Origin of the sequence: Paraburkholderia sediminicola (genome assembly GCF_046030555.1) — a bacterium.
Taxonomy (GTDB): Bacteria; Pseudomonadota; Gammaproteobacteria; order Burkholderiales; family Burkholderiaceae; genus Paraburkholderia; species Paraburkholderia sediminicola_E.
Genome location: NZ_JAQQCH010000017.1, coordinates 1 through 26,983 on the forward strand (window position 1 = coordinate 1; position 26,983 = coordinate 26,983).

General features: G+C 62.3%; 19 protein-coding genes. 11 read left to right on the forward strand and 8 right to left on the reverse strand.

Annotated features, from left to right (window positions below; translation table 11 throughout):
* Positions 1 to 637 precede the first annotated feature (637 nt).
* A complete protein-coding gene (locus tag PQQ52_RS22875; RefSeq protein ID WP_408216231.1) occupies positions 638 to 1,849 on the reverse strand; it encodes an MFS transporter in 1,212 nt (403 codons plus the stop codon).
* A 388-nt stretch (positions 1,850 to 2,237) separates the two neighbouring features.
* Here PQQ52_RS22875 and xdhA point away from each other — a divergent pair, with 388 nt between their 5' ends.
* The 3 genes from xdhA to xdhC all read left to right on the forward strand — a co-directional run bounded on the left by xdhA (position 2,238) and on the right by xdhC (position 6,895).
* On the forward strand, positions 2,238 to 3,767 hold the full coding sequence (gene xdhA / locus PQQ52_RS22880; protein ID WP_408216234.1) for a xanthine dehydrogenase small subunit: 1,530 nt from the start codon (positions 2,238 to 2,240) through the stop codon (positions 3,765 to 3,767).
* 133 nt (positions 3,768 to 3,900) lie between these two features.
* The gene (xdhB, locus tag PQQ52_RS22885; RefSeq protein WP_408216236.1) at positions 3,901 to 6,267 is read left to right on the forward strand and encodes a xanthine dehydrogenase molybdopterin binding subunit; all 2,367 of its coding nucleotides are present in this window, start codon (positions 3,901 to 3,903) and stop codon (positions 6,265 to 6,267) included.
* Between the two features lie 61 nt (positions 6,268 to 6,328).
* The gene (gene xdhC, locus PQQ52_RS22890; RefSeq protein ID WP_408216239.1) at positions 6,329 to 6,895 is read left to right on the forward strand and encodes a xanthine dehydrogenase accessory protein XdhC; all 567 of its coding nucleotides are present in this window, start codon (positions 6,329 to 6,331) and stop codon (positions 6,893 to 6,895) included.
* A 42-nt stretch (positions 6,896 to 6,937) separates the two neighbouring features.
* Here xdhC and PQQ52_RS22895 read toward each other — a convergent pair whose 3' ends face one another.
* The 3 genes from PQQ52_RS22895 to PQQ52_RS22905 all read right to left on the reverse strand — a co-directional run bounded on the left by PQQ52_RS22895 (position 6,938) and on the right by PQQ52_RS22905 (position 10,534).
* Positions 6,938 to 7,918, reverse strand: coding sequence for a LysR substrate-binding domain-containing protein (locus PQQ52_RS22895; RefSeq protein ID WP_408216241.1), 981 nt, complete (start codon positions 7,916 to 7,918; stop codon positions 6,938 to 6,940).
* A 245-nt stretch (positions 7,919 to 8,163) separates the two neighbouring features.
* Entirely contained in the window at positions 8,164 to 8,808 is a 645-nt protein-coding gene (locus tag PQQ52_RS22900) for a 2-hydroxychromene-2-carboxylate isomerase (protein ID WP_408216244.1), read from the reverse strand.
* A gap of 238 nt (positions 8,809 to 9,046) precedes the next feature.
* Positions 9,047 to 10,534, reverse strand: a complete 1,488-nt coding sequence (locus PQQ52_RS22905; protein ID WP_408216246.1) for a TAXI family TRAP transporter solute-binding subunit — start codon at positions 10,532 to 10,534, stop codon at positions 9,047 to 9,049.
* Between the two features lie 691 nt (positions 10,535 to 11,225).
* Here PQQ52_RS22905 and PQQ52_RS22910 point away from each other — a divergent pair.
* Together PQQ52_RS22910 and PQQ52_RS22915 are read left to right on the forward strand one after the other, a co-directional pair.
* Complete coding sequence (locus PQQ52_RS22910) at positions 11,226 to 11,579, forward strand: BON domain-containing protein (protein ID WP_408216249.1); 354 nt, start codon at positions 11,226 to 11,228, stop codon at positions 11,577 to 11,579.
* 340 nt (positions 11,580 to 11,919) lie between these two features.
* Positions 11,920 to 12,168 carry a hypothetical protein gene (locus PQQ52_RS22915; protein WP_408216251.1) on the forward strand — a complete coding sequence of 83 codons (249 nt, stop codon included), beginning with the start codon at positions 11,920 to 11,922 and terminating at the stop codon, positions 12,166 to 12,168.
* A gap of 146 nt (positions 12,169 to 12,314) precedes the next feature.
* Here the strand turns inward: PQQ52_RS22915 and PQQ52_RS22920 are convergent, their stop codons facing one another.
* Together PQQ52_RS22920 and PQQ52_RS22925 are read right to left on the reverse strand one after the other, a co-directional pair.
* Positions 12,315 to 13,103 (reverse strand): sulfite exporter TauE/SafE family protein, encoded by a 789-nt coding sequence (locus tag PQQ52_RS22920; RefSeq protein ID WP_408216254.1) that lies wholly within the window; start codon positions 13,101 to 13,103, stop codon positions 12,315 to 12,317.
* 168 nt (positions 13,104 to 13,271) lie between these two features.
* Entirely contained in the window at positions 13,272 to 13,919 is a 648-nt protein-coding gene (locus PQQ52_RS22925; protein ID WP_408216257.1) for a LysE family translocator, read from the reverse strand.
* Between the two features lie 315 nt (positions 13,920 to 14,234).
* Here PQQ52_RS22925 and PQQ52_RS22930 point away from each other — a divergent pair, with 315 nt between their 5' ends.
* From PQQ52_RS22930 to PQQ52_RS22945, 4 genes are all read left to right on the forward strand, one after another.
* Complete coding sequence (locus PQQ52_RS22930) at positions 14,235 to 15,128, forward strand: LysR family transcriptional regulator (protein ID WP_408216260.1); 894 nt, start codon at positions 14,235 to 14,237, stop codon at positions 15,126 to 15,128.
* 330 nt (positions 15,129 to 15,458) lie between these two features.
* Positions 15,459 to 16,436 carry a hydroxymethylglutaryl-CoA lyase gene (locus PQQ52_RS22935; protein ID WP_408216263.1) on the forward strand — a complete coding sequence of 326 codons (978 nt, stop codon included), beginning with the start codon at positions 15,459 to 15,461 and terminating at the stop codon, positions 16,434 to 16,436.
* Complete coding sequence (locus PQQ52_RS22940; RefSeq protein WP_408216265.1) at positions 16,433 to 17,713, forward strand: CaiB/BaiF CoA transferase family protein; 1,281 nt, start codon at positions 16,433 to 16,435, stop codon at positions 17,711 to 17,713. The genes PQQ52_RS22935 and PQQ52_RS22940 overlap by 4 nt, the downstream gene beginning before the upstream one ends.
* Positions 17,714 to 18,008: 295 nt before the next feature.
* On the forward strand, positions 18,009 to 19,493 hold the full coding sequence (locus PQQ52_RS22945) for an MFS transporter (RefSeq protein WP_408216268.1): 1,485 nt from the start codon (positions 18,009 to 18,011) through the stop codon (positions 19,491 to 19,493).
* Between the two features lie 1,219 nt (positions 19,494 to 20,712).
* Here PQQ52_RS22945 and PQQ52_RS22950 read toward each other — a convergent pair.
* Positions 20,713 to 21,696, reverse strand: coding sequence for a helix-turn-helix domain-containing protein (locus PQQ52_RS22950; protein ID WP_408216271.1), 984 nt, complete (start codon positions 21,694 to 21,696; stop codon positions 20,713 to 20,715).
* 318 nt (positions 21,697 to 22,014) lie between these two features.
* On the opposite strand from PQQ52_RS22950, the gene PQQ52_RS22955 reads away from it, so the two are divergent.
* Together PQQ52_RS22955 and PQQ52_RS22960 are read left to right on the forward strand one after the other, a co-directional pair.
* Positions 22,015 to 22,791 (forward strand): SDR family NAD(P)-dependent oxidoreductase, encoded by a 777-nt coding sequence (locus tag PQQ52_RS22955; protein WP_408216273.1) that lies wholly within the window; start codon positions 22,015 to 22,017, stop codon positions 22,789 to 22,791.
* 76 nt (positions 22,792 to 22,867) lie between these two features.
* The gene (locus PQQ52_RS22960) at positions 22,868 to 24,406 is read left to right on the forward strand and encodes an amino acid permease (RefSeq protein ID WP_408216276.1); all 1,539 of its coding nucleotides are present in this window, start codon (positions 22,868 to 22,870) and stop codon (positions 24,404 to 24,406) included.
* A 113-nt stretch (positions 24,407 to 24,519) separates the two neighbouring features.
* Here PQQ52_RS22960 and PQQ52_RS22965 read toward each other — a convergent pair whose 3' ends face one another.
* Complete coding sequence (locus PQQ52_RS22965) at positions 24,520 to 26,463, reverse strand: hypothetical protein (RefSeq protein WP_408216279.1); 1,944 nt, start codon at positions 26,461 to 26,463, stop codon at positions 24,520 to 24,522.
* Between the last annotated feature and the right edge of the window lie 520 nt (positions 26,464 to 26,983).

The window sequence follows — 26,983 nt, forward strand, 5'->3', positions numbered from 1 at the left end:
AACCGCTAATTCTTAAGCGGGTCCCCCGCACAGTCGCGGTGGTGGCGCATCTGGAATCCGTGCTCTCGCACATTCAGCCGGAGTGACACAGCACTCATCAACTCCCACTCCGCACTGCGTGCGTCGCGGATGGGGCTGCCAGGAAAACCCGGGGCTTCGGTTCAGCGCTGTGGGGCCGTCGGCTTCGCCTCGGCGACGACGCAGTTGCATGGGAAACCCCGGGCTTGGTTTGGGCGTGGAGGGACCGTCGGCTTCCCCTCGGCGAAATGCCGATGAAGCGCGAGTGCGAAAACACAGCAATTGGTTTTAAGAAGCGCGCTTCGGCGCGCGCAGCGCCGCCGGAAGTATGACGCCCGTGTCACGAGAGCGGAGTGTGCGAGAGCACGGATTCCAGATGCGCCACCACCGCGACTGTGCGGGGGACCCGCTTAAGAATTAGCGGTGTGAGCCGCTTTCTTTGCTTATCTTTCTTTGCGGCGGCAAAGAAAGTAAGTGCCGCCCCGCACAGGGGCGAACACTAATAGACCACTAAGAATTCAAGGAAAGGCCAAAAAACCAAAAACCAAAGCAGCCAGATCAACCAAAAACCGACGCCGCAGGCAACCACCCAATCACCACGCCGAGCAGGCAAAAAAAATCACAGCGCCGCAGGCACATTCGGCACTCGCGAATTGCGCAGATACATCATCGTCGACAGCACGACCGCCATTGCGGAAGCCACCGCTGCAAACAGAAACACCGAACCATAGCCAAACTCCCCAGCGATATAGCCGGCCAACGGCCCAGTAATCCCCAGCGAGAGATCGAGAAACACGGAATAGGCTGACAAAGCCGCGCCACGGCTAGCAGGCGGCACGAGCCCAACCGCTTCAACGCCGAGAGCAGGAAACACCAAAGCAAACCCAAACCCGGTCAACGCCGCCCCAGCAAGGGCAATATGCGGCTCAGGCGCCAACCACAACATCAACAACCCTGCACATTCAAACGAAAACGAAGCAATCGCGACCCGAAATCCACCGTAAGCCTTGATCGTATTGGCGAACAACAGGCGCGCGCCGATGAACAGCGTGCCGAAAACAGTCAACGACAAAGCCGCATTCGGCCAATGCCGTGCGGCATAAAACAGCGTGATGAACGTCGCAATTGACCCAAAGCCCGCCGAGCCGAGCGCCAGCCCGATGCCATGCGGCAGGACCCGCGTGAACACGCTCCGGTACGACATCCGCTCGCCATGCACGATCGGCACCGGCGCGATAGGCCGCGCCAGATAAAAGCCAAGTGCCGCCAGCAGAACCACCAGAACGCCCAACGCGGCGAACCCAACGCTGTGCGCAATGGCTACACCGAGCGGCGCGCCAATCGCGAGCGCGCCATAAGTCGCGATACCGTTCCACGAAATTACCCGGGCGTTGTTGCTCGTGCCCACCCGGCCAATGCCCCACAAAATTGCGCCGGTGCCGCACAGGCTTTCACCAAAGCCGAGCACGAGACGGCTGCACACCAGCAATCCGAGGCTCAACACCGGCCAGCGCACGCATAACACGGCCACCAGCAACAAAATCCCGCTCGCACCGCAGCCCAGCAAGCCGATCGACACCGTTCGCTTCGGCCCCAACGTGTCGGCCGAGCGGCCGGCCAGCGGCCGCGATGCCAGCGTTGCCAGGTACTGCACGCTGATCGCCGCGCCAGCCAGCACCGCGCTGTAACCCAGGTCGTCATGGACGTAGCCAGGCAGCACCGCGAGCGGAATTCCGATCGTCAGATAGCAAAGAAACGTGAAAAAGACGACCGGAATGATCTGCAGGGTCGTCGAAAATTCGCTGCGAGGTGTCGCTGAGTCGGTGGACATGGGGAAAACGAGACTTGAAAACGGCGGAAAGGCGTGATTTTCCCATGGAACCGATTCTCTTGCAGGGGTTGCTTAATAGTTTGGGTGCCCAAATAAAGGTGCCGGATTTCTATAGTGGTCACTTTTCACCCTGCGCGAGCGGCCTTCCCATGCGCATTGGATGAATGACCGTGATCGATAATGGCAGTTAGACTATTTTTTGTATAAAAATATGGCAAAACAGCCACATCAACATAAGTCAACCGCGCCTCAAAACTATCTCTATATCGTTTCGCGGATATGTCCCGCATGCGATCCCTGCTATGGGTTGTATTTATTGACGGTGATAGTTTTCGAATCATCATCGCTGCACGTCCCCACGGACACAGAACATTGAGAGTAACGAGACATGACTGAGCCGATTCGCTTCTACCACCGCAACGCGATCCGTGAGATCAAGGATGCGCCCGTCACCCGCACCGTCCTGCAGTATTTGCGCGAGGACGCGCATTGCACCGGCACCAAGGAAGGCTGTGCTGAAGGCGACTGCGGCGCGTGCACGGTCGTGATCGGTGAGCGCAACGAGGCGGGCGGCGTCGACTTCAAGGCGGTCAACGCCTGCATCCAGTTCGTGCCGACGTTAGACGGCAAGGCGCTCTACACCGTCGAAGACCTGCGCCAGCCGGACGGCTCGCTGCATCCGGTGCAGGAAGCGATGGTGGAGTGCCACGGTTCACAGTGCGGTTTCTGCACGCCGGGTTTCGTGATGTCGATGTGGTCGCTGTACGAAAAGCACGGCCACGAACATAGCTGCGCGAACCGGACCGTGCCGTCGCGTGACGCGATCAGCAACGCGCTGACCGGCAATTTGTGCCGCTGCACGGGCTATCGTCCGATCGTCGATGCCGCCGTGCGCATGTTCGAAGCGCCGGCACCGAAAGCGCCGGTCAACATCGAAGCGCTGTCGAAAACGCTCGCCACGCTCGAGCGCAAGGACACGTTTCACTACCAGCACGCCGGCCAGCAATTCGCCGCGCCGCGCACGGTTGAGGCGCTTGCCAGAATCAAGGAGGCCGAACCGGCCACGCGTATTCTCGCCGGCAGCACGGACATCGGCCTGTGGGTCACCAAGATGATGCGCGAGCTCGGCAACATCGTCTACGTCGGCCAGATCGCCGAGCTGCAAAAGCTCGAAACCAACGACGAGTGGATCGAGATCGGCGCGGGTGTGAGCGTCGAACGGGGCTACACGGAAATCGTCAAGCAGTACCCGGAACTGTTCGAGATGCAGCAACGCTTCGCGTCGCTGCCGATCCGCAATGCTGGCACGCTCGGCGGCAATATTGCCAACGGCTCGCCGATCGGCGATTCGATGCCCGGTCTGATCGCGCTCGGCGCGCATGTGATCGTGCGCGGCGGCGAGATCGAACGCGAAATGCCGCTCGAGGATCTGTACCTCGCGTATCAGAAGAAGGACATGGCAGAGCATGAGTTCGTGGTCGGCCTGAAGGTGCCGACCCGCACCGGTGCGCGTAAGAACCTGCAGTTCCGCACCTACAAGCTGTCGAAGCGTTTCGACTCGGATATCTCGGCAGTGTGCGCCGCGTTCTCCTTCATCGCCGACGGCAACGTGATCCGCGAGCCGCGCATCGCGTTCGGCGGCATGGCCGCCACGTCGAAGCGCGCGACGCACGCTGAAGCCGTGCTGCGCGACGCCGAATGGCACGAAGCGACCGCGCAGGCCGCGATGCTCGCGCTCGGCATTGACTACGCGCCGCTTAGCGATATGCGCGCGACCAGCAACTACCGCCTCGAAGCGGCGAAGAACACGTTGTACCGCTTCTGGCTCGAAACGCGTCCGAGCAATCCGCTGCCGAAGAGCGCGCTGGATGTTCGCGCGGTTGCCGCTGCGTGCGCCCCGGTCGGCGAGAGCGCCTGAGACGGGGCAGAGCGCCCCCAACCCCGGCGCTAAGCGCCAGGCCCCCTAGGGGGAGGTCCCGAAGGGGACTTCCTGCGGGGCGGAAAACCTGGGGTGGCCCAGCGTTTTCTTAAAAGGATACGGAGAAACAAGAATGAATCAGCATGCTGAACCGTTCCTGAAAGACCTTCAGGATCTCGACGACTTTACCCAGGTCCACGTCTCGCGTCCGCACGAGTCCGCACATTTGCACGTGAGCGGCCGCGCTACTTACACTGACGACATTCCGACGCTCGCCGGCACGCTGCACGCCGCGCTCGGCCTGTCGCCGAAAGCGCACGCGAAGATCGTGTCGATGTCGCTCGACAAAGTACGCGCCACGCCGGGTGTGGTCGCGATCTTTACCGCCGAGGATTTCCCCGGCGTCAACGACGTCGGTCCGATCATCCACGGCGACGATCCGATTCTCGCGGACGGCCTCGTGCAGTACGTCGGCCAGCCGATGTTCATCGTGGTCGCGATCTCGCACGAGACCGCGCGTCTCGCTGCACGCCGCGCCGAAGTTGTCTACGAAGAATTGCCCGCGATTCTCACCGCACAACAGGCCCGCGCCGCGAATCAACACGTCTTGCCGCCGATGAAACTCGCGCGCGGCGAAGCCGGTACGAAGATCGCCCGTGCGGCGCATCGCGAAGCCGGCGAGATGCTGCTCGGCGGCCAGGAACAGTTCTATCTGGAAGGCCAGATTTCGTACGCGGTGCCGAAGGACGATGACGGCATGCACGTCTACTGTTCGACGCAACACCCGACTGAAATGCAGCACATGGTCGCGCACGCGTTGGGCGTGGCATCGCACAACGTACTGATCGAATGCCGCCGCATGGGCGGTGGTTTCGGCGGCAAGGAATCGCAATCGGGTCTGTTCGCGTGCTGCGCGGCGCTGGCTGCATGGAAGCTGCTGTGCCCGGTCAAGCTGCGTCCGGACCGCGACGACGACATGATGGTCACCGGCAAGCGTCACGACTTCCACTACACCTATGAAGTGGGCTACGACGACAAGGGCGTGATCGACGGTGTGACGGTCGACATGACCTCGCGTTGCGGCTTCTCCGCCGACCTGTCCGGTCCGGTGATGACGCGTGCGCTGTGCCACTTCGACAACGCGTACTGGTTGTCCGACGTGACGATCGACGGCTTCTGCGGCAAGACCAACACGCAGTCGAATACCGCGTTCCGCGGCTTCGGTGGCCCGCAAGGCGCGTTCGCGATCGAGTACATCATGGACAACGTCGCGCGTTCGGTCGGCGAGGATTCGCTCGATGTGCGCCGTCGCAATCTGTACGGCAAGACCGAGCGCAACCAGACGCCGTATGGTCAGGTGGTCGAAGACAACGTGATTCACGAACTGATCGACGAGCTCGAAGCGACCAGCGAATACCGCGCGCGCCGTGCAGCGATCAACGAGTTCAATGCGAACAACGAAGTGCTGAAGAAGGGACTGGCACTGACGCCGGTCAAGTTCGGCATCGCGTTCAACGTGACCCACTTCAACCAGGCCGGCGCGCTGGTGCATATCTATACCGACGGTTCAGTGCTGGTGAACCACGGTGGCACCGAAATGGGCCAGGGTTTGAACACGAAGGTCGCGCAAGTCGTCGCACATGAACTGGGCATCGGCTTTAACCGCATCCGCGTCACGGCGACGGACACGAGCAAGATCGCGAATACGTCGGCGACCGCTGCATCGACCGGTTCGGACCTGAACGGCAAGGCGGCGCAAGATGCCGCGCGCCAGTTGCGCGAACGTCTGTCGGCCTTCGCCGCCGAGCGTTTCGGCGCAGGGCAGGTGTCTGCTTCGGAAGTGCGTTTCGTGCACGACCGCGTGGTGGTCGGCGAGATGATCGTGCCGTTCGAAGAAGTGATCGCGAAGGCCTACGTCGCGCGTGTCCAACTCTGGTCGGACGGCTTCTACGCGACGCCAAAGCTCTACTGGGATCAATCGAAGCTGCAGGGCCGGCCGTTCTACTATTACTCGTACGGCGCGGCGGTGTCGGAAGTGGTGATCGATACGCTGACCGGCGAAATGCGCGTGCTGCGCGCGGATGCTCTGCATGACGTTGGCGCATCGCTGAACCCGGCGCTCGACGTCGGCCAGGTGGAGGGCGCGTTTATCCAGGGCATGGGCTGGCTCACGACCGAAGAACTGTGGTGGAACGCGGGCGGCAAGCTGATGACGCACGCGCCGTCCACCTACAAGATTCCTACGGTCAACGATACGCCGCCGGACTTCCGTGTGCGCCTGTTCAAGAACCGCAACGCGGAGGACAGCATCCATCGTTCGAAGGCGACCGGCGAGCCGCCGCTGCTGCTGCCGTTCTCGGTGTTCTTTGCCGTGCGCGATGCCGTGTCGGCCGTGGGTAACCACAAGGTCAACCCGCCGCTGAATGCGCCCGCGACCAGCGAGGAAATCCTCAAGGCAGTCGGCGCAGTGCGCGCAGCAACCGCGGCGGCGCGGCAGTAGCCGTCAGAAACCGTCAGGCAGAGCCATCGTGCAAATATCGAAACCAACTGGATTGATCGCCATGAACGACTTTTCTTCCGTTCAGATCGGCCGGCGCAGCGCCGTGGAAGCACCGCGCCCGGCGCCGATGCACATCGTGCTGTTTGGCGCGGGGCATGTTGGCCATGCGCTCGTCACGCTGCTTGGCCGCTTGCCGTGCGTGGTTCAGTGGGTCGATGAGCGCGACGAACTGTTCCCCGACGAAACGCCCGCCAACGTGCAGATCGAAGCGACCGACACGCCTGACGCAATCGTCGATACGGCGCCACCCGGTGCGTATTTTCTCGTGATGACGCATAACCACGCGCTCGACTTTTCGCTCGCTGCGCGCATCATGCGGCGGCGCGATTTCACCTACTTCGGCATGATCGGTTCGAAGACGAAGCGGGTGAAATTCGAGCGTCGTTTGCTGGATCGCGGCGTGGATCTGGACCGGCTGGTGGAGATGACGTGCCCGATCGGCGTGACCGGCATTGTTGACAAAGCGCCTTCGGCGATCGCGGTTGCGGTATGCGCTGAGTTGCTACAGATCCGTACACGGCAGGCCGCGGCGCAGGCAGTGACGCAGAAGCTTTACGCAAGCGTCTAAGCGGCAAGAGCCAAGTGTAACGTCAAGCACCAAACCAGAACGTCAGCCCTCCGCGGCTGACGTTTCTTTTTTTGCCGGCCGTTTCGCGCGCCGCACCTTCTGCGCGATCAACCCGTCCGACACTTGCGACATCAACGCGCGCAGCCAGCCGACATCGCTCGGCCGGTCCGGCTGCGGATGCCATAGCTGATAACACTTGATGCGTGGAAACGGAATCGGCACTTCGACCACCGCGAGCGGCAGGATGCTCGCATAGTGCATCGCGAAACGGCGTGTCGTCGTAAAGATCAGATCCGACTGGAGCAGCGTTTGCGGTACGAGGCCGAAGTAGGGCAGCGTGGCGACGATACGCCGCTCGGCGCGGGCCCGCGCGAATCCGATATCGACGGCGCCGCCGCTCGCGCCGCTGTATGCCGTTGGCGCGAGATGTGGCGCGGCGAGATACGCTTCGCGCGTCATCGGTGTGCGCGCGAGCGGATGGTCGGCGCGCATCAGACACACCACCGTGTCGGAGAACAGGTCGCTGCGCTCAAAACGCAGATCCGGCTTCGGCCAGTTGCCGATCACCAGATCGAGTTCGCCCGCATCGAGCGCGGCCGAATGGTCGAGCATCGGGCTCAGCGAATCGATTTCCAGACGCGCATGTGGCGCCGCTTCGCGGAACTGCGCGATCACGGTCGGCATGAAGAAGTCATTCAGATAATCCGGCGCGGCCACGCGGAAGGTACGGCGTGAGCGGCCGGGGTCGAAGTCACCGTGCGGTGTCGCCACGAAATCGACTTCGCGCAACACGCGTTGCGCCGAGGCCAGCAGCGATTCGCCGTATTCGGTCGGCACCATGCCCGATTTACCGCGCACAAGGATGGGATCGTTCAGCGTCTCGCGCAGTTTGCGCAGCGCGGTGCTGATGGCAGGCTGGGTCTGATTCAGACGCAGTGCGGTTTGCGTGACGCTGCGCTCGACGATCAGCGTGCGCAGCACGCGCACGAGCCAGATATCGAGGGAAGCGGCGGAATCGTCCATGGTTTAGGCGAGGCGATGCAAGCAGGTCGGGCCCGGATGAAGCGTCGGTCGGAGCCGCCCGCGAGTCAGATCGCGAGAGCGGGGCGCAAAGGTTATAACCTTAGGCCCGTTTGCGGTGTGGCGGCATAGCGGGCACGGTATGGCCGGCATCAGGACGCCCTTTTTGGCGCAATCACGTCTGAAAAGACATGCACAGACGCAAGCGCGGCGTGCCTGTTTGCACGAAACTTACGCCTCGCTTTCGTTCAGTTGTCCGCCAAGCCTGAAGGTAGCGAACTGACCCGCTTCACTTCCTTCGACTCGAGCCAGTTCGGCGTGCGTGCGCAATACAGCACCATCGGCAACGCGTCTTCGCCCCAGAACAACTGGTCGTTCAGACAGAAGGTCGGCACGCCGTAGACGCCCAGACCGATCGCATCCGCGGTGTTGCGCTGCAATTGCGCTTTCACCTCTTCGTTCTTGATGAGTTCCGGGCCGTCCGGCATACCCACGCGCTCGCATAGTTCGGCGAACGCAGCATCGCTCGACGGATCGCGGCCTTCACGCCAGATGAAACGGAAAATTTCGCGCACGAAGCCGATGTCGCCCTTCGCCGCGGTGGCGAGCAGGAGCGGTTTCATCGATTCGAACGGATGGGCCGGCGGCATCTTGAACGGAATGCCGAGTTGCTCCGCGCGAAACAGCGCGTGGCGATACAGGAAGGTGCGTTTGGCGGGCACGCTGTAAGCGGGCCGCTGGCCCCAGTGGCGATAGAGGTCGTTCAGCACGACCGGCGTGAACGCGAAGTCGAAGCCCGGCCATTTGTCGTGTTGCTCGAGCAACAGGTAAGTGAACGGTGAGACAAAGTCGTAAAACCACAGCGGTTGCCTGGCGTCGATGCCAACGGTCATAAATGTCTCCCGAATTGCCTGTTCCGCACGGTGTCGTCTGCTGGACCGTCGGAATTGTAATGATCTTACGCGGTGCGGCCGCCGCTTGCACCGTTTGGTTTCTCGCCGACGACGGACGGCACGGCGGACATCGTGCCTGGTTGCTGCGCCGTCGTGGCGGCCGCTGTCAAATCAGATCGGACGCAGCCACTCCAGCAGACGTGTGCGCCGACCGCGGGAGGCTGTCGATATTGAGTCCTCAGGCGGGGCGGCCAGCCGGCGGTTCGTCTGCCTCGGCGGCTCCCCGCTCCTCAGGTGATTCAGTGGTGTCGCCGTCTTCTGCTGCGCGCCCGGCCTCGGGCGGTTGCGGCCCGTCGCCGGGTTCGGCCGCTGCGTCGCGCTGAGCCTCGCGGCTATGCGTGAGCCGCTCGCGCACGAAACCGATATGCTCGCGCAGCACGTAGAACTGATCCGCATAGGCAAGCGGCATTTTCAGACCGTTCACCGACTCTTCAATCGTATCGAGCCGCTCGATCAGCGACGCGCGTTCGGCGGCCGAGTACTCGCTGAGCGCGCTTCGTTCGATCGCGATCAGCGCGCCGTACCAGCGGTAGATGCGCGATTTCACCCGCCATGCATACAGCGCCGGCACGAGACGCAGCGCCGGAATCAGCAGCACGATCAACGGCACCACGACTACCAGCAACCGGTCCGCGAGACTCGCCAGCCAGAACGGCAGGACCCGGTAGAGGAAGCTCTTGCCTGATTTGTAGTAGCGGGCAGCGTCGTCGCTGATCGGGAAATCGTGTGCGAGCGGGGCGGGGAATTCGCCGGCGCGCTGCATGACGTTCGCCTTGCCGTGGACCTCGCGCGCCGCTTCGATCAGCAGATCGGAAAGCGCGGGGTGCAGCGAGTTGCGCGCCACCAGTTCGGCGGTTGGCGCCACCATGTGAATGGGGGCGGACGGCAGATTCTTGCCGAGGTCGAACGCGCCCATCGGCATCTCGAGCTGCGTCAGATACGGAAAACGACGGGTGTAGGCATCGGCCTGGGTGAAGTCGTAGAACTGCACATTCGGCGTGCGATAAAGCTTGCCCATTACCGCCGGTTGCGCTGAATCGCCGGCCAGAAAAGCCGCATCGATTTTGCCGGCGACGAGTGCCTGGGCGGCGTCGTCGCCCGAGAGGGGCAGCAGTTTGGTCGGGCCGCCCGGCACGATGCCGTTTGCCTTGAGCAACGCGAGCGCCAGCTCACGTGTGCCGCTGCCCTCGGCACCGACGGCGAGCCGCAAGCCCTTGAATTCGGAGAGGCGCGTGACCGTCGGTCCGTGATAGAAGATCGCCAGCGGTACATATGCCACGCTGCCGAGCGACATCAGGTCCCCGCTCACCGGGCCGGGTGAGACGCCGTCCTGCACGAAGCCGACGTCGACGTTCGAGTTCGGGTCTGACAGCCGTTTGAGATTCTGCAGCGAGCCTTCCGAGGACAACACGTTCAGGGTGATACGGTTGCGCGCCAGAATCGTCTTGTACTTCTGCGCTGCATTCCAGAAGGTGCTGCCTTCGGGGCCGGCGCTGATCGTCAGCGTATTGGGTGGGGCGGGCTGGATCAGGCGCACGGCGACCCAGATCGCCGCGATGGCGATCAGCAGGATCGGCCCGAAAGAGACCGCCAGATCGCGCCAGGAGATCGCCACGAAACGGGCGACGAGACGGGGAGGGCGTTTGCGGCCGGTGGCTGGCTTCATCAGGGACGTGACGGCTACGGTCGAAAGTGAACAGGGTGGCGGCGCTCTGCGGCGCGCGAACCGGGTCGAGGCGTTTGCGCTGTGCGGGCTGGCCGCGGCGAAATGCGCATAAGCCGTACAAGCCGCGCGGCAGGGCATGTCGCGCCGATGGTACCTGAGAATCGCGCGGCGGCGCAGTGTCCGGCTGGGGCGGGCGCCGTCAAACCCGTAACAATTCGTGAACGGCGCGTGAACGGCGCGTGACGGTCCATGAGCGGGGGCTGAACCCCTCGTGAACGGCGGATGAACCACGCCCCGACCTAAATATGAACGACGCATGAAAAAAACACGGTACAAGTCCCCACGGCAGCCGGCACGCACCTCGCGGTATGACTAAACCCTTTGCGCTTCTGGCGCGGCTAGATTAAATTGTGGATCGCTGCCGCGATCAGACGTTTGCGCGGCGTGACCCGGCAAGACTGACAAGAACCGGGCGCGCCAGCGGACTTCGCGGCTTGCCGGCTCTCGTACCGCATCGCATGCGTGGCATCGTGCGATTCACGGCGGCCGGCCTCTCTCGCCTCTCGCACACCGTGTTGCAGCCATAGTTGGCCGTCGCTGGGCCGCGCTTTGCCGCGTCCGCAGCATGGTCGCCCGTAGTCGTAACGAAACCGCTTGTACATGCGGTCCAATGTGTAGCTAAGGAGAAACTATGAAATCGGTCGGTTTTCTGAAAACGCTGGGCTCAGTCGTGGCGATGGTGGTGGCGTGCAATGTGTACGCTCAGGCAAGCGATGCAACGGCGACGGGCACGACCGCAGCGCCGGCTGCAAGCGCCAAGGCCGGCAAGAAGGCCAATAGCCAACTGGGTCGCAAGGTGCGCAGCGCGCTCGCCAAGGCGCAAGGCATCGACGTTTCGAACATCGCCGTGCGTGCGCGTGGCGGTGCGGTGACGCTGACGGGCTCAGTGCCTGACCAAGGTCAGATCGACGCTGCCGGTGAAGCGGCCAAGGGCGTCGCCGGCGTGACGTCGGTGGCGAACAAGCTGACCGTTGTTCAGCAGTAAAACGGCGGGAGTGAGCAGGCCGCGATAAGCGGCCTGCCATCAAGCGGCTTGCAGGAGGCGCGTGAGGCGCCGGCAGGCGCTTAGGGCTGCATCGGAGGTGCGGGCGATTCGATATCGCTATGCGCCAACATGATGCATGCCAGCGCAAGGGTTCCGGCGAATAGCCAGAGCCCTTTTTTTTCGCTTTATTTTTCGTAGCGGCGATTTTTGAAGCGATGATGATGGTTCAGACCCGTTGTGGGCTGAACCCTGGTACCGTAACGGTCCGTCTGTACGCTGTGACACACAATTGACGCGTCGCGAAGCGTACTGTGATGCAAGTGGAACCGGAGTCAACGCCATGGAAACCACGCTGTTGCGCTATACCGATTTGCCGATCGGCGATCGGGCGGCTTTCGAACTGGTGTGCGCACGGCACGGTTTTGCGCCGGCGCATTTCGACATCAGCGCCTGCCTGGATCCGGGCGACACCGCGCGCGAACGCCTCGTCACGATTCGACGCGGCGGCTGGGCGCAGTGTTATCACGACCATCACGGCCAATGGGTCAGGCAGTTCGAGACCGATCTGACCTGTCGGTTTTTCAAATAGAGACGGCCCGGAAGGGGAGCGCTGGCGTTTTTGCCGGCGCCTGAAGCAGGCGCCAAAGTCAGGCACCCAAAGGCCAATGCCACAGGCAGCTACCCAAGGCAGGCACTTCAAGCTGCGTACCAAAGTCGTCTGTCAGGATTCCCGCTTCATGCCAGCACGAGGCGCACGCCGACCAGCGTGAGCGTTGCGGCGAGCACATTGCGCAGGAGCGCGTCCGGTGCGCGCGACGACAGATAGCTGCCGATCGCGATGCCCGGCAACGATCCCACCAGCAGCGACAGCAGCATCGACCAGTCGACCGAACCCAGTAGCCAGTGCCCCGCGCCCGCCAGCAGCGTGAGCGGCACCGCATGTGCGATATCGGAGCCGACGATGCGCGTGGTCGGCAGCAACGGATACAGCAGCAATAACACCGTCACGCCGATGGCGCCCGCGCCCACCGACGTCAGCGACACCAGCACGCCCAGCACCGCGCCGGTCAGCATGGTGAGCGCGAGCGTGCGCCCCTGCCTCGGCGCGCGCTGACGGCGCGCACCGAGCGCCGCGAGTTGCGGGCGGAATATGAGCGCCACGGCTGTCACCAGCAGGGCGGCGCCGAGCACGATCTGGATCACCCGGCCCGCGCCCGGGGTGTCCATCCCGTAACGATGCAGCAGGATCAAGGTGATAGTGGCCGCAGGGACGCTGCCGGCCGCGAGGCGCAGTGTGATCTGCCAGTCGACGGAGCCTTTCAGGCCGTGCACAAGGGTGCCGGTCGCCTTGGTGGCGGCCGCGTACAGCAGATCGGTACCGACCGCGGTCGCCGGATGCACATTGAACAGCAGAACCAGGATCGGCGTCATCAGCGAGCCGCCGCCAACGCCCGTCAATCCGACCAGAAAGCCGACGAACAGGCCGGAGACGGAGTACAGCAGATCGATGTGGGGAAGAGCCATTGAGCAGACCGCTGACGGTCGGGTGGGTTGGACAGGTTAGGCGGCAAGGCCGGCGCGCGCTTGCCGTCGGGCGTCGGCGAATGTCGGCGACAGGCCCCTCGCGGCGCGGCGAAAGCCGCTATTGTCGCAAAACTGCCGGGCTTGCGTACGCCAGCGTCTGAATCCCACTCACAGCGCGCGGCGAATCTCGACGATGCCGAAGGCCGCCAGCGTGAACCCGACGATCCGGTCGATCGCCACGCGCAGCTTGCTGCCGATCGCATGACGCGCGAGCGACACCAAGGTCACGAGAAAACACCACCACGCGATCGAACCGCAAAACACGCCGCCTACCGTGGTCAACGCGATGCTCGATGAAAACGCGCCACGCGGCGCGAGCGTCGTGAACAATGCGGCGAACATGATAACGGTCTGCGGGTTGGTCAGCGTGAGCAGTAACGAACTCGCATACGCGCGCAACGCGCCGGCGCGGCCCACCTGAGCGAGCTTGCCGTTGCTATCGCCGTTGCCGTCTGCGGCGTCGGCGGGCGGTTTCTGCAATAGCGTACGCACGCCGAGATACAGCAGAAACACACCGGCGATCAGATGCAGGGGCCGGTCGTAGGCAAGCATGAATTGCGAAATGCCGACCAGCCCGAGTGCCGCGATCAGACCGTAGCATGCATCGCCGCTCGCGATGCCGAACCCGATCGCCAGCCCCGCGCGCGGACCGCCGGTCAGCGTGCGGCGGATGCACAGCATGCCCATCGGCCCGACCGGCGCGGCAATCGCGAGGCCGACACCCGCTGAGGTGATGAAGAGACTGGTGGTGGACATGGCAAAGCCTTTATCGGTTGTTCTGCTTCGTAGGTCGTCGCGCGCTGTGCTTTTCGCATGCTTGTCGACGGGCGTCCGGCCGACGCGCCCTCAAGCATAGCCAGACCGAAAATCCCGGGCAAGGCTGCGAGGATCCGGCAGCACAACCTGGCACACCTGCAAACTACGCCGCTCGGCACATGATCGGCCCTCGCAACTCAGCACCCGATTGACCGCGCAAACCAGCGTGCCGGTCGTGGATACCCTGGGATGGACTCGCCCGCCGCCTTCCTCGGGCATAATTTTCCCACTTCAAACATCGGGGCACGCCCGTCCATGTGGCAAATCGATCAGGTGACGTTGCGCCTGTTTATCGCCGTCTGCGAAGAAGGCACGATTGCGCGCGCGGCTGAACGCGAGTTCATCGCGCCGTCCGCGGTCAGCAAGCGGCTCGCGGATCTCGAAGCACTGGTCGACGTCGCGCTGCTCTCGCGCAGCCAGCGCGGCGTGCGCGCGACCGCGGCCGGCGAGGCGCTGCTCAGGCACGCGCGGCTCATCATGCGCGGTCACGAACGCTTGCAGGCGGAGCTCAGCGAATACGCGGCCGGCGCGCGCGGTCATGTGCGGGTGCTGGCGAATGTGTCGTCGATGGTCGAGTTTTTACCCGAGGCGCTGTCGGTGTTTCTTAAAGCCAATCCGCAGATTCGTGTCGACGTCGAGGAGCGTGTCAGCGCCGAGATCGTACGCGGTCTGGAAGAGGGCGTAGCCGATCTCGGCATCTGCCGCGATGTGGTGCCGATGGGCAGTCTCGACGTGCTGCAGTATCGCTCCGATCATCTCGCGCTGATCGTGCCGCGCGATCATCCACTGGCCGGTGAGGCCGCAATCAGCTTCGATCAGACCTTGGCATTCGATCATCTCGGGCTCGCATCGAACGCGTCGGTGAACGCGCTCATGCAGCGCATTGCGGTGGAAAAAGGCAGCGAGCTCAACTATCGAACCTACGTATCGACCTTCGATGCCGCCTATCGGTTTATCCAGGCAGGCCTCGCCGTCGCAATCCTGCCGAGCGAAGCGCTGCCCAGGCATGCCGCCGACGAATACGGCATCGTCGCCGTGCCCTTGCAGGAAGCATGGGCAGAGCGGCGCTTCGTGATCTGCATGCGCGACCGCAATGCGCTGACGTTGGCGGCGTCGCATTTACTCGATCATTTGCTGCGCTCGGTCTGAGTGCCGGCTGCGGTTTGCTTTTTGGTGTAGCCGGGACGCCCTCTGAACGCCTGCTGAGCGTTTTACGGTCATCCGCCCGAAGGCCTCTCTGACGTTCCCGCCGTTCTTTGCACGCTCTCACAACGTGCTCTTGGCATCCTCTGAAAAGCCCTTAAGGGTTTTCCCTTTGCGACGGCGCACGCCCGTCCCGATTGCGTCTGCCGCCATCGCGAGCGGCGATGGAGTACGTCGTCAACGCAGACTTTGCTGCGCGACCGCACGCGGGCACGCTGTCACACAGCTGCTTCATCCCCGTATTCCACGCAAGGTTCAAGACCGGGATTCAAGACCATGAGTGACACCCAGGAGCGCGTCGTCGTGACCGAAGTCGGCATGCGCGACGGCCTGCAAAGCATTACTCGCACAATGCCTACCGAGTTCAAACGGCGCTGGATCGATGCCGCGTATGCTGCCGGCGTGCGGCATATGGAGGTCGCGTCGTTCGTGCCGGCTAAGCTGCTGCCGCAAATGGCCGACGCCGACGAAGTGATCGCCCATGCGCTCACCTACGACGATCTCATCGTGACGGCCTTGGTGCCGAACCTGAAGGGCGCGCAACGTGCGCTCGACTCCGGCGTGCACCGGATCGTCGCGCCGATTTCGGTGAGCACGGCGCATAGCGTTGCCAATGTTCGCAAGACGCCCGCCGAGATGATCGAGTCATTTGCCGCGATGCGCGAGCTGATCGATAGCGCTGCGAGTGCGAACTCGCGGCGCGTCGAATTGATCGCCGGTCTGTCGACGGTGTTCGGCTGCTCGTTGCAAGGCGTGGTGCCTTACGCCGACATCGCCGCGATTGCGCGCGCCACGTTGCGGGCAGGCGCCGATGTCATCGCGCTTGGCGACACCACCGGCGAAGCGACGCCGCGCCAGGTCGGCGAAATCATCGAACTGGTGCGAGAGGTCGCGGGCAGCAAGCTGCGCTCGCTGCATTTCCATGACACGCGAGGCCTCGGCCTGGCGAATACGCTGATAGCGCTACAGCATGGCATCCGCGAATTCGACGCGTCGCTGGCCGGCCTCGGCGGCTGCCCGCATGCGCCGGGCGCGACCGGCAATGTGAACACTGAAGACCTCGTGTTCATGCTCGACAGCATGGGCTACGACACCGGCATCGATCTCATCAGACTCATCGCGTCGCGCGACGTCCTCGCCGACGGCTTGCCCGGCGAGCCGTTGTACGGCTATCTGGCGCGTGCCGGTTTGCCGAAGCAGTTCAGTGCCGCTGCGCTACGTTTTGAATCTTCCGACTCACAGGTGCTGCAATGAATCCGGTTTCTTCTACGTCTGCTTCCACGTCTGCATCTGCATCTGCATCTTCCGCTTCATCTGCGCCTGCGTCGTCGGCGGAGCAGCGGAGCGCGTTGCCGCTTGCGGGCATCCGGGTGATCGAGTTGTCGCATATGGTGATGGGGCCGACCTGCGGGATGATTCTTGGCGATCTCGGCGCCGAAGTCATCAAGGTCGAGCCGCCGCGCGGCGACGGTACGCGCCGTTTGCTCGGCACAGGTGCGGGGTTCTTTCGCACCTTCAATCGCAACAAGAAGAGTGTCGCGCTCGACCTCGATAGCGAAGCGGGACTGGCCGCGCTGCACAAGCTGGTCGATACCGCGGATGTGTTCGTCGAGAACTTCAAGCCGGGCCGCATGGCGAGCCTGGGTCTCGATTACGCGTCGCTGCGCGAACGCAATCCCAAGTTGATCTACGTCTCGCACAAGGGCTTTCTGAACGGTCCATACGAACATCGTCTCGCGCTCGACGAAGTCGTGCAGATGATGGCCGGCCTCGCCTACATGACCGGACCGGTAGGCCGTCCGTTGCGTGCAGGCAGTTCGGTCAACGACATTATGGGCGGCATGTTCGGCGCAATCGGCGTGCTTGCCGCGTTGCACGAACGGCATACGAGTGGACGCGGCAAGGAAGTGCAGAGCGCCCTGTTCGAAAACTGTGTGCTGCTCTCCGCGCAACACATGCAGCAGTTCGCCGCGACCGGCGTGCCCGCTGCGCCGATGCCCGAACGCATCAGCGCATGGGCCGTCTACGACGTGTTCCAGCTTGCCAACGACGAACAGATGTTTATCGCCGCGACCGGCGACGGTCAGTGGCGCGCGCTGTGCGCGATTCTCGGCCGCGCCGATCTGCTGGCCGACCCGCGCCTCGCGACCAACAACGAGCGCGTGCTGGCGCGCGAATGGTTGCTGAAGACGCTTGGCGAAACCTTGAGTCGTTTCGAAGGCGCGGCGCTCGTGCCGCTGTTCGAACGTGACCACATCCCGTTCGCGTCGATTACGAAACCCGAAGACCTGTTCGCCGATCCGCATCTGAACGAGAGCGGTGGTCTTGCTCGATTGACGCTGGATGACGGAAGCGAAACCGCGATGCCCTTGCTGCCGATTTCGATGGATGGCGCTCGCCTGCAACCGCGCCAGCCGATCGCAAAGATCGGCGAGCACACCGCTGACGTGCTGCGCGGTTTGGGCTACGACGAAGCGCAGATCGCGGCGTTGGGCGGCGGCGTGACGAAGTCGCCGCGGGAAGCGGCGTGACCGCAGCGGTTCCTGGGGCGGTAGCCAAAGCCGCATGAGTGTCTCGGCTAACGAGACGTCGAGCAGCGACCTAAAAAGCGCCTGCGCAAATGATGGGCGTAGCGCCGCTGCGTTGCGGAGGCTCGATGTATTGAACGTAGTCAATCAAATCTCATCCGGCGTCAGACCGGCATTCAACAACCATTTTGCACGGGCTCGGAGCAACTGCTTTGCATGGGACCATGCGTAACGCGCTAACGCGCGAACTCTGGTCGACAGTTAAAGCGCTAACTCCGATCGACAATGGAGACGGACGATGAAATCGTCGAATCATGTGGTGTATGCGACGGCGGTCGGCGATGCTGGCGCGCTGGGTGGTGTGCCTTCGGACGCCGATACATCGGTAGGCGCTCGCGCTGATGCAATAGCGCTGGAGGGAGCCCGCATTTCCGCGCGGCTCGACCGCTTGCCCGCCACGCGCTCGATCTGGCAACTGGTGATGCTGCTGAGCCTCGGCTTGTTCTTCGAACTGTACGACCTGATGTTCTCCGGCTACATCGCGCCGGGCCTCGTGCGCAGCGGCATTCTCACCGCGACGACGCATGGTCTGTTCGGCACCAGCGGCGTGGCGAGTTTCATCGCGGCGTTGTTCGCGGGCCTCTTTATCGGCACGGCGGCATGCGGCTTTCTCGCCGACCGCTTTGGCCGGCGCGCGATCTTCACGTGGTCGCTGCTGTGGTACACCGCGGCCAACATCATCATGGCGTTCCAGGACACGGCGCTTGGGCTCAATCTCTGGCGCTTCATCGCGGGGATCGGTATTGGCGTGGAGATCGTGACGATCGGCACGTATATCTCCGAGCTCGTGCCGAAGCATGTGCGGGGCCGCGCGTCGGCCTTTTCGCAGGCAGTTGGTTTCTGCGCGGTGCCGATCGTCGCATTTCTATCCTATTTGCTGGTGCCGCACCGTTACTTTGGCCTCGATGGCTGGCGTCTGGTCGTGCTGACCGGCGTGACGGGCGCGATCGTGGTGTGGTGGATTCGTCTGCGTTTGCCGGAGAGTCCACGCTGGCTGGCACAGAAAGGCCGCATCGAAGAAGCCGACGCGGTGATGAAGCGACTCGAAGCGCGTGTGGAACGAGAATATGGACGGCCTTTGCCGGAGCCGGCGTTGCCCGAACCGGTGCGCGCGCGCGCGGCGTTTCGCGATCTGCTGGTGCCGCCGTATCGAAAGCGCACGCTGATGCTGATCATTTTCCACGTGTTTCAGACGATGGGTTATTACGGCTTCGCGAACTGGATTCCGACGTTGCTGATCAAGCAGGGCATTACCGTCACGACGAGTTTGATGTACGCGAGCATCATTGCGATTGCCGCGCCGCTGGGACCGTTGCTGGGGATGTTGATTGCGGACCGCTTCGAACGTAAGACGGTGATCATCTGCATGGCGGCGGTGAACGTGGTGTGCGGGTTGCTGTTCAGCCAGGCGCGTGAGACGGTGTTGCTGGTGAGTCTGGGCGTATGTCTTGTGCTGGCGGGCAATATTATTTCGTATAGCTATCACGCTTACCAGGCCGAACTATTTCCGACGAGTATTCGGGCGAGGGCAGTGGGATTTGTTTATTCGTGGAGCCGGATTTCGGCGATGTTTTCCGCGTTTGTGATTGCGGGGTGTTTGAGCCGGTTTGGCGTGAATGGGGTGTTTGTGTTTATCTCGGGAGCGATGGTGATCGTAATGCTTGCTATCGGGACGCTTGGGCCGAAGACGCGGGGTGTCGCCTTGGAGGATATTTCGAGGTAGTGCTTTGCGGATGGGTGATGCCCGCCTGGCGGGGCGGGCTTACTCGCTTAGTGCGTGCTTAGTGTTTCTTCGGTGTTGTCGATGCGGGTTGTGCTACGCGGATCGGCGGCGCGCCCGAGGGTGAAGTTGCCGGTTTCAGTTTCTTCTCCTGTTTCGGTTTCTTCGCTTCGCGGTTACTGCGTACTTGACCTTTTGCCATGATGGACCCCCAGTTGGCGTTGTCGCTCCGCGAGGGAGCAGTAGGGCTGTAGTGTGCGCTGGTTTTGGGGTTTATGGGTGGGGTTTTGTTGTTTTTTGCCTGTGCGGCGCTTTGTTTGTCTGTGTTTTTATGGTGTTGGCCTTTCCCTCTTTTGTTTGCCTGCGCGGCGCTTATTGTTGTGTGCCTGCTTCTTTGGCCTTTCCTTGTTTTCTTATTGGTTTATTAGCGTCGCCCCTGTGCGGGGCGGGCACTTACTTCTCTTTGCCGGCCGCAAAGAGAAGTAAGCAAGAGAAAGCGGCTCAAACCGCTAATTCTTAAGTGGGTCCCCTGGCTCGGACGGGATAGTGGTGCATCTGGAATCTGTGTCCTCGCTCATTTAGCGTTAATGACAAAGGATTCGTCAGCTCCCACTCCGCACTGCGTGCGTCGCGGACGGGTCTGCCAGGAAAACCCGGGGCTTCGTTTGGGCGCGGTGGGATCATCGCCTTCGCCTCGGCACAGCGAGGCCCCACTCATGGACGAACCCCACCGCGGATGAAATGTTGATGTGTCGCACCCACAGCCACAGCCACAGCCACAGTCTTGATTGTGGCCGCGGTGGCGATGTAATGACGAGTGTGGGTATTGAAACGTGTGGGCCGAGACGTAGCGGAGGGGATGAGTTACGCTTCGGCGCGCGCAGCGCCGCCGGAAGTATGACGCCCTTGTCACGAACGTCGAATGTGCGAGGACACAGATTCCAGATGCACCACTATCCCCTCCAAGCCAGGGGACTCACTTAAGAATTAGCGGTTTGAGCCGCTTTCTCTTGCTTACTTCTCTTTGCGGCGGCAAAGAGAAGTGAGTGCCTGCCCCGCACAGGGGCGACACTAATAAACCAATAAGAAAACAAGGAAAGGCCAAAGAAGCAGGCACACAACAATAAGCGCCGCGCAGGCAAACAAAAGAGGGAAAGGCCAACACCGCGGGCAACCAGACAATAAGCGCCGCGCAGGCAACCAAAACAAGCAAACCCCAAAATCACCGCGCACGCCCCCTATTGCGCCGCCAGGTCTCCGACGGCAACTCCCCAAACTGCCCCCGATACTCGTTGGAGAAATTCCCAAAATGCCAAAACCCCCACCGCGTAGCGACTTCGGTCACCGAAGCGGAACCACGCAATTCGCGCCGCACATGATCAAGCCGAACAGCCCGTATATACGCTGAAGGATTCACCCCAAGGGTATCCTCAAACGCATATTGCAAAGTTCGCCGGCTCGCGCGAAACCGCGCACACAGCTCCGCCACGGACAGCGGGCAATCCGGCGACTCTTCCACCACTTCACGAACACCGCGCACAAGTTGCCAGTTCCGCGCGGTACGCGCTTCGACATTCCCGTGCGGGTCCACATCGTGCATGTCCGGCAATACCTCGGCGAGTCCGAAGATCACGGATTTCTCAAATGATGCCGCCACGCCCGCGTCATCGAGCAACGTCGGCGTGGCAGCCACCGCGTCGAGCAAATGCTTCAGTACCTCGCGAAAGCCCTGCAATCTCGCAGGATGGACATTCAATACGCCAGGCCTCGCGCCCAGCAGCGACCTGATCCCGTCGAGCTGCGAGCGCACCAGTTCATCGCCAATCGCAGCAGGCTCGATCTCCAGATTCACCACGACGTGTTTGTCGGGCGATAAAAACTCGAATCCGCCGTCCCCGGAAAACACATGCAGGCCGTCGCGATGGCTCGTCTGCCCGCACAACAGCGCGTGTCCTTCGAGTTGAAATGGAATGCCCACCGCCAGTTTGGATAGCGCCACCTGGCCGCGTTGATAGACGGTGCGGTTCAGGCGTTCCACCAGCACCCGCACGCCGCCCGCGACGAACGAACTCACGGAGCCGTCGAAGGGGCCGCGCGAAATCTGGCAATAGCTCTGGTTCCACGCGTCGAGCAACATCGCCTGCTCGTCGATGTTCCGGCAACAGTGAATCTCGACGGCGCTGCTTGTCTGATTGACCGGCTGCATAGCTTCTCCCGATTCTGTTGGCGCTCCCCGAAAGCCTCGTGCCGATCAGTGTATGCGAAAAAAAATTTGCGGCGCTGTGTTGGAGCGACCCATCCAGGGCACACACGCGGCTTCCTGGCCCGTGTCCGCATAGATCGCGAACACGACGGCTGCCAGATACGGCAAGCATTCAGGCCCAGATGTAATGCATTTGTCAGCATGCCGGATTTTTACGGGATTTTTACGTTTTTGCCAATTTTGGATAGTCGCCGCTTTTTGCCGCACCTACCTTGTGCACAACGCAATGCAATGCATTGGGCACTAGAACAGGAGTCACGCATGAGCAGGTCGGCAGGCAGGCTGGAAGGCAAGATCGCAATCGTGTCGGGTGGCGCAACCGGCGCGGGCGGCGCGGCGTCGCTGCTGTTTGCGCAGGAAGGCGCGCAGGTCGCCGTGGTCGATATCAATACCGATGCGGGCGAGGAAGTCGTGACGCGCATTCGCGCGGCGGGCGGCACGGCCGAACTGTTTGCCGCCGACGTGTCGAAGCGCGAAGCCGTGGACGCCGCCGTGGCGAACATCGTCGCGCGCTTCGGGCGCATCGACGTGCTGTTCAACCACGCCGGCAGCATCGTCGTGAAGCCGTTCGTGGATACCACCGACGAAGACTACGACTGGCTCATGAACGTCAACGTGAAAAGCATGTTCATGATGACGCGCGCGGTACTGCCACACATGCTCATGGCAGGCGGCGGTTCGATCGTGTGTACGGCGTCGATTTCGTCGGTGGCGGCCACGCCGCTCGAAGTGCTGTACTGCACGACCAAGGGCGCGTGCGCCATGTTCGCGCGCTCAATTGCCGTCGAGTATCGCGACCGTGGCATTCGCTGTAATGCCGTGTGCCCCGGTTTCATCGATACGCCGCACGGGCGCCGCGAAATCAGCGCGCTTGCGAAGTATGGCTTCGATGCGAGCGAGGCGGCGCTGTCGGCTCAGCAGGGCCGTCTGTGCGCGCCGGAAGAAGTCGCACGCGCCGCGCTCTTTCTCGCCAGCGACGACGCCAGTTTCGTCAACGGTGCGCACCTGTACGTCGACAACTGCTTTACGGCTGCGTGAGCCGGTCCTCCGTCGCGCGGTCACGCCTCTGCATCGCTTAGCCGCTTCGTCATAACCCTGTTCAAAGGATCGTGTCATGGACATCAACACGGCCGTGCCGCCGGCGGACCCCGCCGACAACGACGTCAAGCTGTTGCACAAGATGGGCTATGCGCAAGAATTGTCCCGGCGCATGGGGGCGTTCTCGAACTTCGCGGTGTCGTTCTCCCTGATCTGCATTCTGTCGGGCGGCATCACGTCGTTTCAGATGGGCCTGTCGGCAGCGGGCGGGGCGTCGATCGGACTCGGCTGGCCGCTTGGCTCGCTGTTCGCGTTGATCGTGGCGGCAGCGATGGCGCAAATCGCGTCGTCGTATCCGACGGCCGGCGGTCTTTACCACTGGAGTTCGATTCTCGGCGGCAAATTGTGGGGCTGGCTCACCGCGTGGATGAATCTGCTCGGTCTCGTGTTCGTCGTCGCCGCGATCAATTACGGTACCTATGACCCGTTCTTTCGCACGCTGATCGCGCCGATGTTCGGTGTAAGTCCCGATTCGCTCGGCTGGTGGCAGCAGACGCTCTTTCTGACGGTGATCACCGCTTCGCAAGCGTTCCTGAATCATCGCGGCATCCGTATCACCAGCAAGATCACGGACCTGTCGGGTTATCTGATCTTTGTGGTGACGGTCATGCTGGTGGTGTCCCTGCTGGTGTATTCGCCGGTCAAGATCGATCTGTCGCGGCTCTACACGTTCACCAACTTCACAGGTGTCGATGGCGGCGCGTGGCCCAAGCAGACCATCGCCATGGCGTTTCTGTCCGGCCTGCTGCTGACCGCTTATACGATTACGGGCTTCGACGCTTCCGCGCATACCTCGGAGGAGACGCATCAGGCGGCGCGCAATGTGCCGCGCGGCATTGTCGGCTCCGTGTTCTGGTCGACCACGTTCGGCTACGTGATGGTGTGCGCGTTCGTGCTGGTGATGCCGGATATCACTGCGGGGGTGAAGCAGGGCACCGGCTTCTTCGAAGCGATCCTTGCGCCGATTCCGGGACCGCTGCGCATCCTGATCGAATTGCTGATGTTCTTCATCAACTACGTATGCGGTCTCGCGGCCGTCACGTCGACCTCGCGCATGATGTTCGCCTTTGCCCGCGACGGTGGTTTGCCCGGCTCGAAGTGGCTGCGCAAAGTGAATGCGGCACACCGCACGCCTGGCGCTGCGATCTGGACCTCAGCGGTGCTGGCGATCGTGGTGACGTTGTACGGCGATGCATTCACGGTGCTGAGCGCGGGTAGCGCAGTGTTCCTGTTCATCTCGTACGCCATGCCGATTGCGGCTGGAATTTTTGCCGAAGGCCGCACGTGGAAAGAAAAGGGCCCGTTCCAGTTAGGCATGCTGTCGAAGCCGTTCGCGGTGGCGGCGGTGTTCGGTGCACTCGTGCTCGCCTATGTCGGCATGCAGCCGCCGAATCAGAAAGTGGTCTACGTGATTGTCGGATTGCTCGCGGTGTTGCTGGCGATCTGGTACGGCGCGGGCGTACGCAAGAGCTTTGCGGGGCCGCCGATCGGCAAGGTGTCGAAGGAACGCGAACGGGAACTGAGCGGTATGGAGGGGCAACTGGGGGAGAGCTGAGTCTCAACGAGTGGGCGGCCAGTTGCCGCCACTCATGGCTGAAAAAATATCGTCAGCCGGCCCTGGAGCCGGCTGACGTTTTCACATCTACTGCGTGGCGTCCTGTTCGTCAGTTAGATACCGGTGTATCCCACCGGAACGGTCGCATTGCCCTTGGCGACCGACGCGTTGTTCGACACCACGTACACCGGCGATTCAGTCAGGTTGAGCGTCAGCGTACCGTTGGTGTAGTTCGCGCTCGACGCATTGCCCATCATGTCGATGACCTTCACGGTGCCGCTCGTGCCCGGTGCGTCCACCGCGAGGCTATACGGCACGCTATAAGTCGAGCTGAAGCCGACGCTCGCGTCCCACGCGCTATTGTTGTGCGCCCACAAGGCGGTGATCACGGCGCCATTGCCTACCTGCTGGAACGCGTAGGCGTAGATGCCGGTTGGCGTGCCGTTCACCGGTCCGAGCGTATGGGTGCCGTCGAGCGTGTGCGTCATCGCGCTGATCGCCATGGCAACCGGTTTCGGGCTGATGTTCGTCGCACCGAATGCGCCTTGCGCATCGCTCAGGTCGAAGAACGTGCCGTAGCCGACTTCGCCCGGATAGTCCGCGCCGTAGAACACGTAGGTCTGATCCGCGCCTTCGCCGAGCGTGATGATGTGCATACGCGCCGCAACCGCAGCTTGCGCATACAGCACGTTCGCGGTCGGGTAATTCGGACCGTACGAGGTGCCGAGATCGTAGCTGATGCCGGCTTCCGTCGAGAACAGCTTCATGCCCGGACGGTAATCGGCGGCCATTTCCGCGCGCAGATCGCGCATCTGGCCGCGCAACGAACCGTCCGCGGTCGACGGGTCGCTGTCGTAGCGCTCCGGCGGATGCGACGGCGACGTGCCCGCGTCGTAGTAACCATGCGTAGAGACGGCGTCGATGTATTGGCCGAAGCCGAGCGGCGCGAGGCGCTTCAGGCGCGTTGTGGTCAGGCTCGGGAACGCATCGGTCGGGCCCATCACCACCGCGTTCGGATCAGTCGAGTGGATGCCTTGATAGACGGACTGATACAGCGCGATGAAGTTGGCATCGGTGTCGGTCCAAAACTCGTTAGGCTCCCACGTCACCTGATAGTAGTTCGCCGACTGGGTCGGGAAGTATGCCGCGCGAATCGCATTCGATTCCGTGCCGACACGGCTCATGTAGTTCTGGTAGTACGAAAGATTGGTCGGTACGCTCGTGTCGTCCTGGAACGCACCGGTGCTGCTCGCCCACGCAGGGATGCCGTCAAGACGGATCAGGCGCATCACGTTGCCGCTCTTGTAGAACGGATCGAGATTGTTTGCCGAGGGGTTGAACGTGTTCGCTCCGTTCGGTTCCATCGTTGAGAGCTGGCGGTCGTCGATCGTCGACGAGATGCCCAGATCCGCAAGCAGCGGACCATTGTCGTTCGCGCCCTGCATGCCGAAGCGGTGCTGTTCCTGATGCGCATAGGTGACAGCGGGAATGACGGCCGACAGGTTCGGTGTCACGCCGAAGGTCGCCATGCCGACCGGGCGCGTGCCGGCTTGCGGCAACTGGCCACCGTTCTGCGCGAGCGTGCCGGTCGCGGCGAAATAGCCGGCGAGCGTCGAGGTGCAGTTGAGTGTGACGGTCCTCGAACCACTCGGTACGGCCGTGCTGCCGCTCGCTGCCACTCTGCCGAAGGTGTCCGTGACGGCCCAGTTCAGCGTGTCGGCGTTCGGCACGTTGGTGGTGAAGGCAAGCTGGAAAGCGCTGCCGGCGGCGAAGATGCGTGTGCCGTCCGAGCTGGGTGTGTCGGCGGAAATGGTAGCGCTGCCGGAGCCTGCCGTGACGGCCGGCGATGTACAGCTGAGTGTCGCGACGGTGTTGCCCGCGCCGTTCACCGTGGCGGTCCCGCCGGTGCTGCTGTTTCCTGCCGCAGTCGAACTGGATGAACCGGCGGTTCCGTTGGCCTGGGTTGCTGCGGTGCTGCCGGAGCTACCACCGCCGCCGCCGCCGCAACCTGCTAGTGCCAGAGAAAGTGTCGAGAGTACGAGTAGTTGCGATTTCATCAATCTGTAACCAATGCGTTAGCTGAACATTCGTCCACCTCTTCGCGCAAAGCGCGTCCGGAGGCGGAACGAACATCCGGGTTCAATTGCAAGCCAGCCGATGAGTGAGGCCTCGGCACTGACCGTCCTGTGTGCGCAACGGGTTCGTTGCGCGAGAGTGATGCCTTCCCGGGTTGTCGGCCCCAAACGCATTTCTCTGCAGAGAAATTCATGTCATGCGAATCCGTGCCGCTCGTGCTGGCGGGTTGGCGGAATCGAACGACCGGGGAACGTACGACGAAACAACAAAAATTTCGGGGAACAGCGCGGTTCACATCGCAGTACGTGAATTCATGGCGCAAGCCAATGAACTATTTTCTGTTCTGTAAGTAAAGCAGGCTCAAATGGGAAGATTCGACCGCCACAATACGCATTAGTATGTTTAAAAAAAGTAACGAGTCGTTACGTATGAACAATAATGCAGTACTAATTGCATTGATCACATCAAAGCATATGTATGGTGAGACCAGTCTTTATCCGC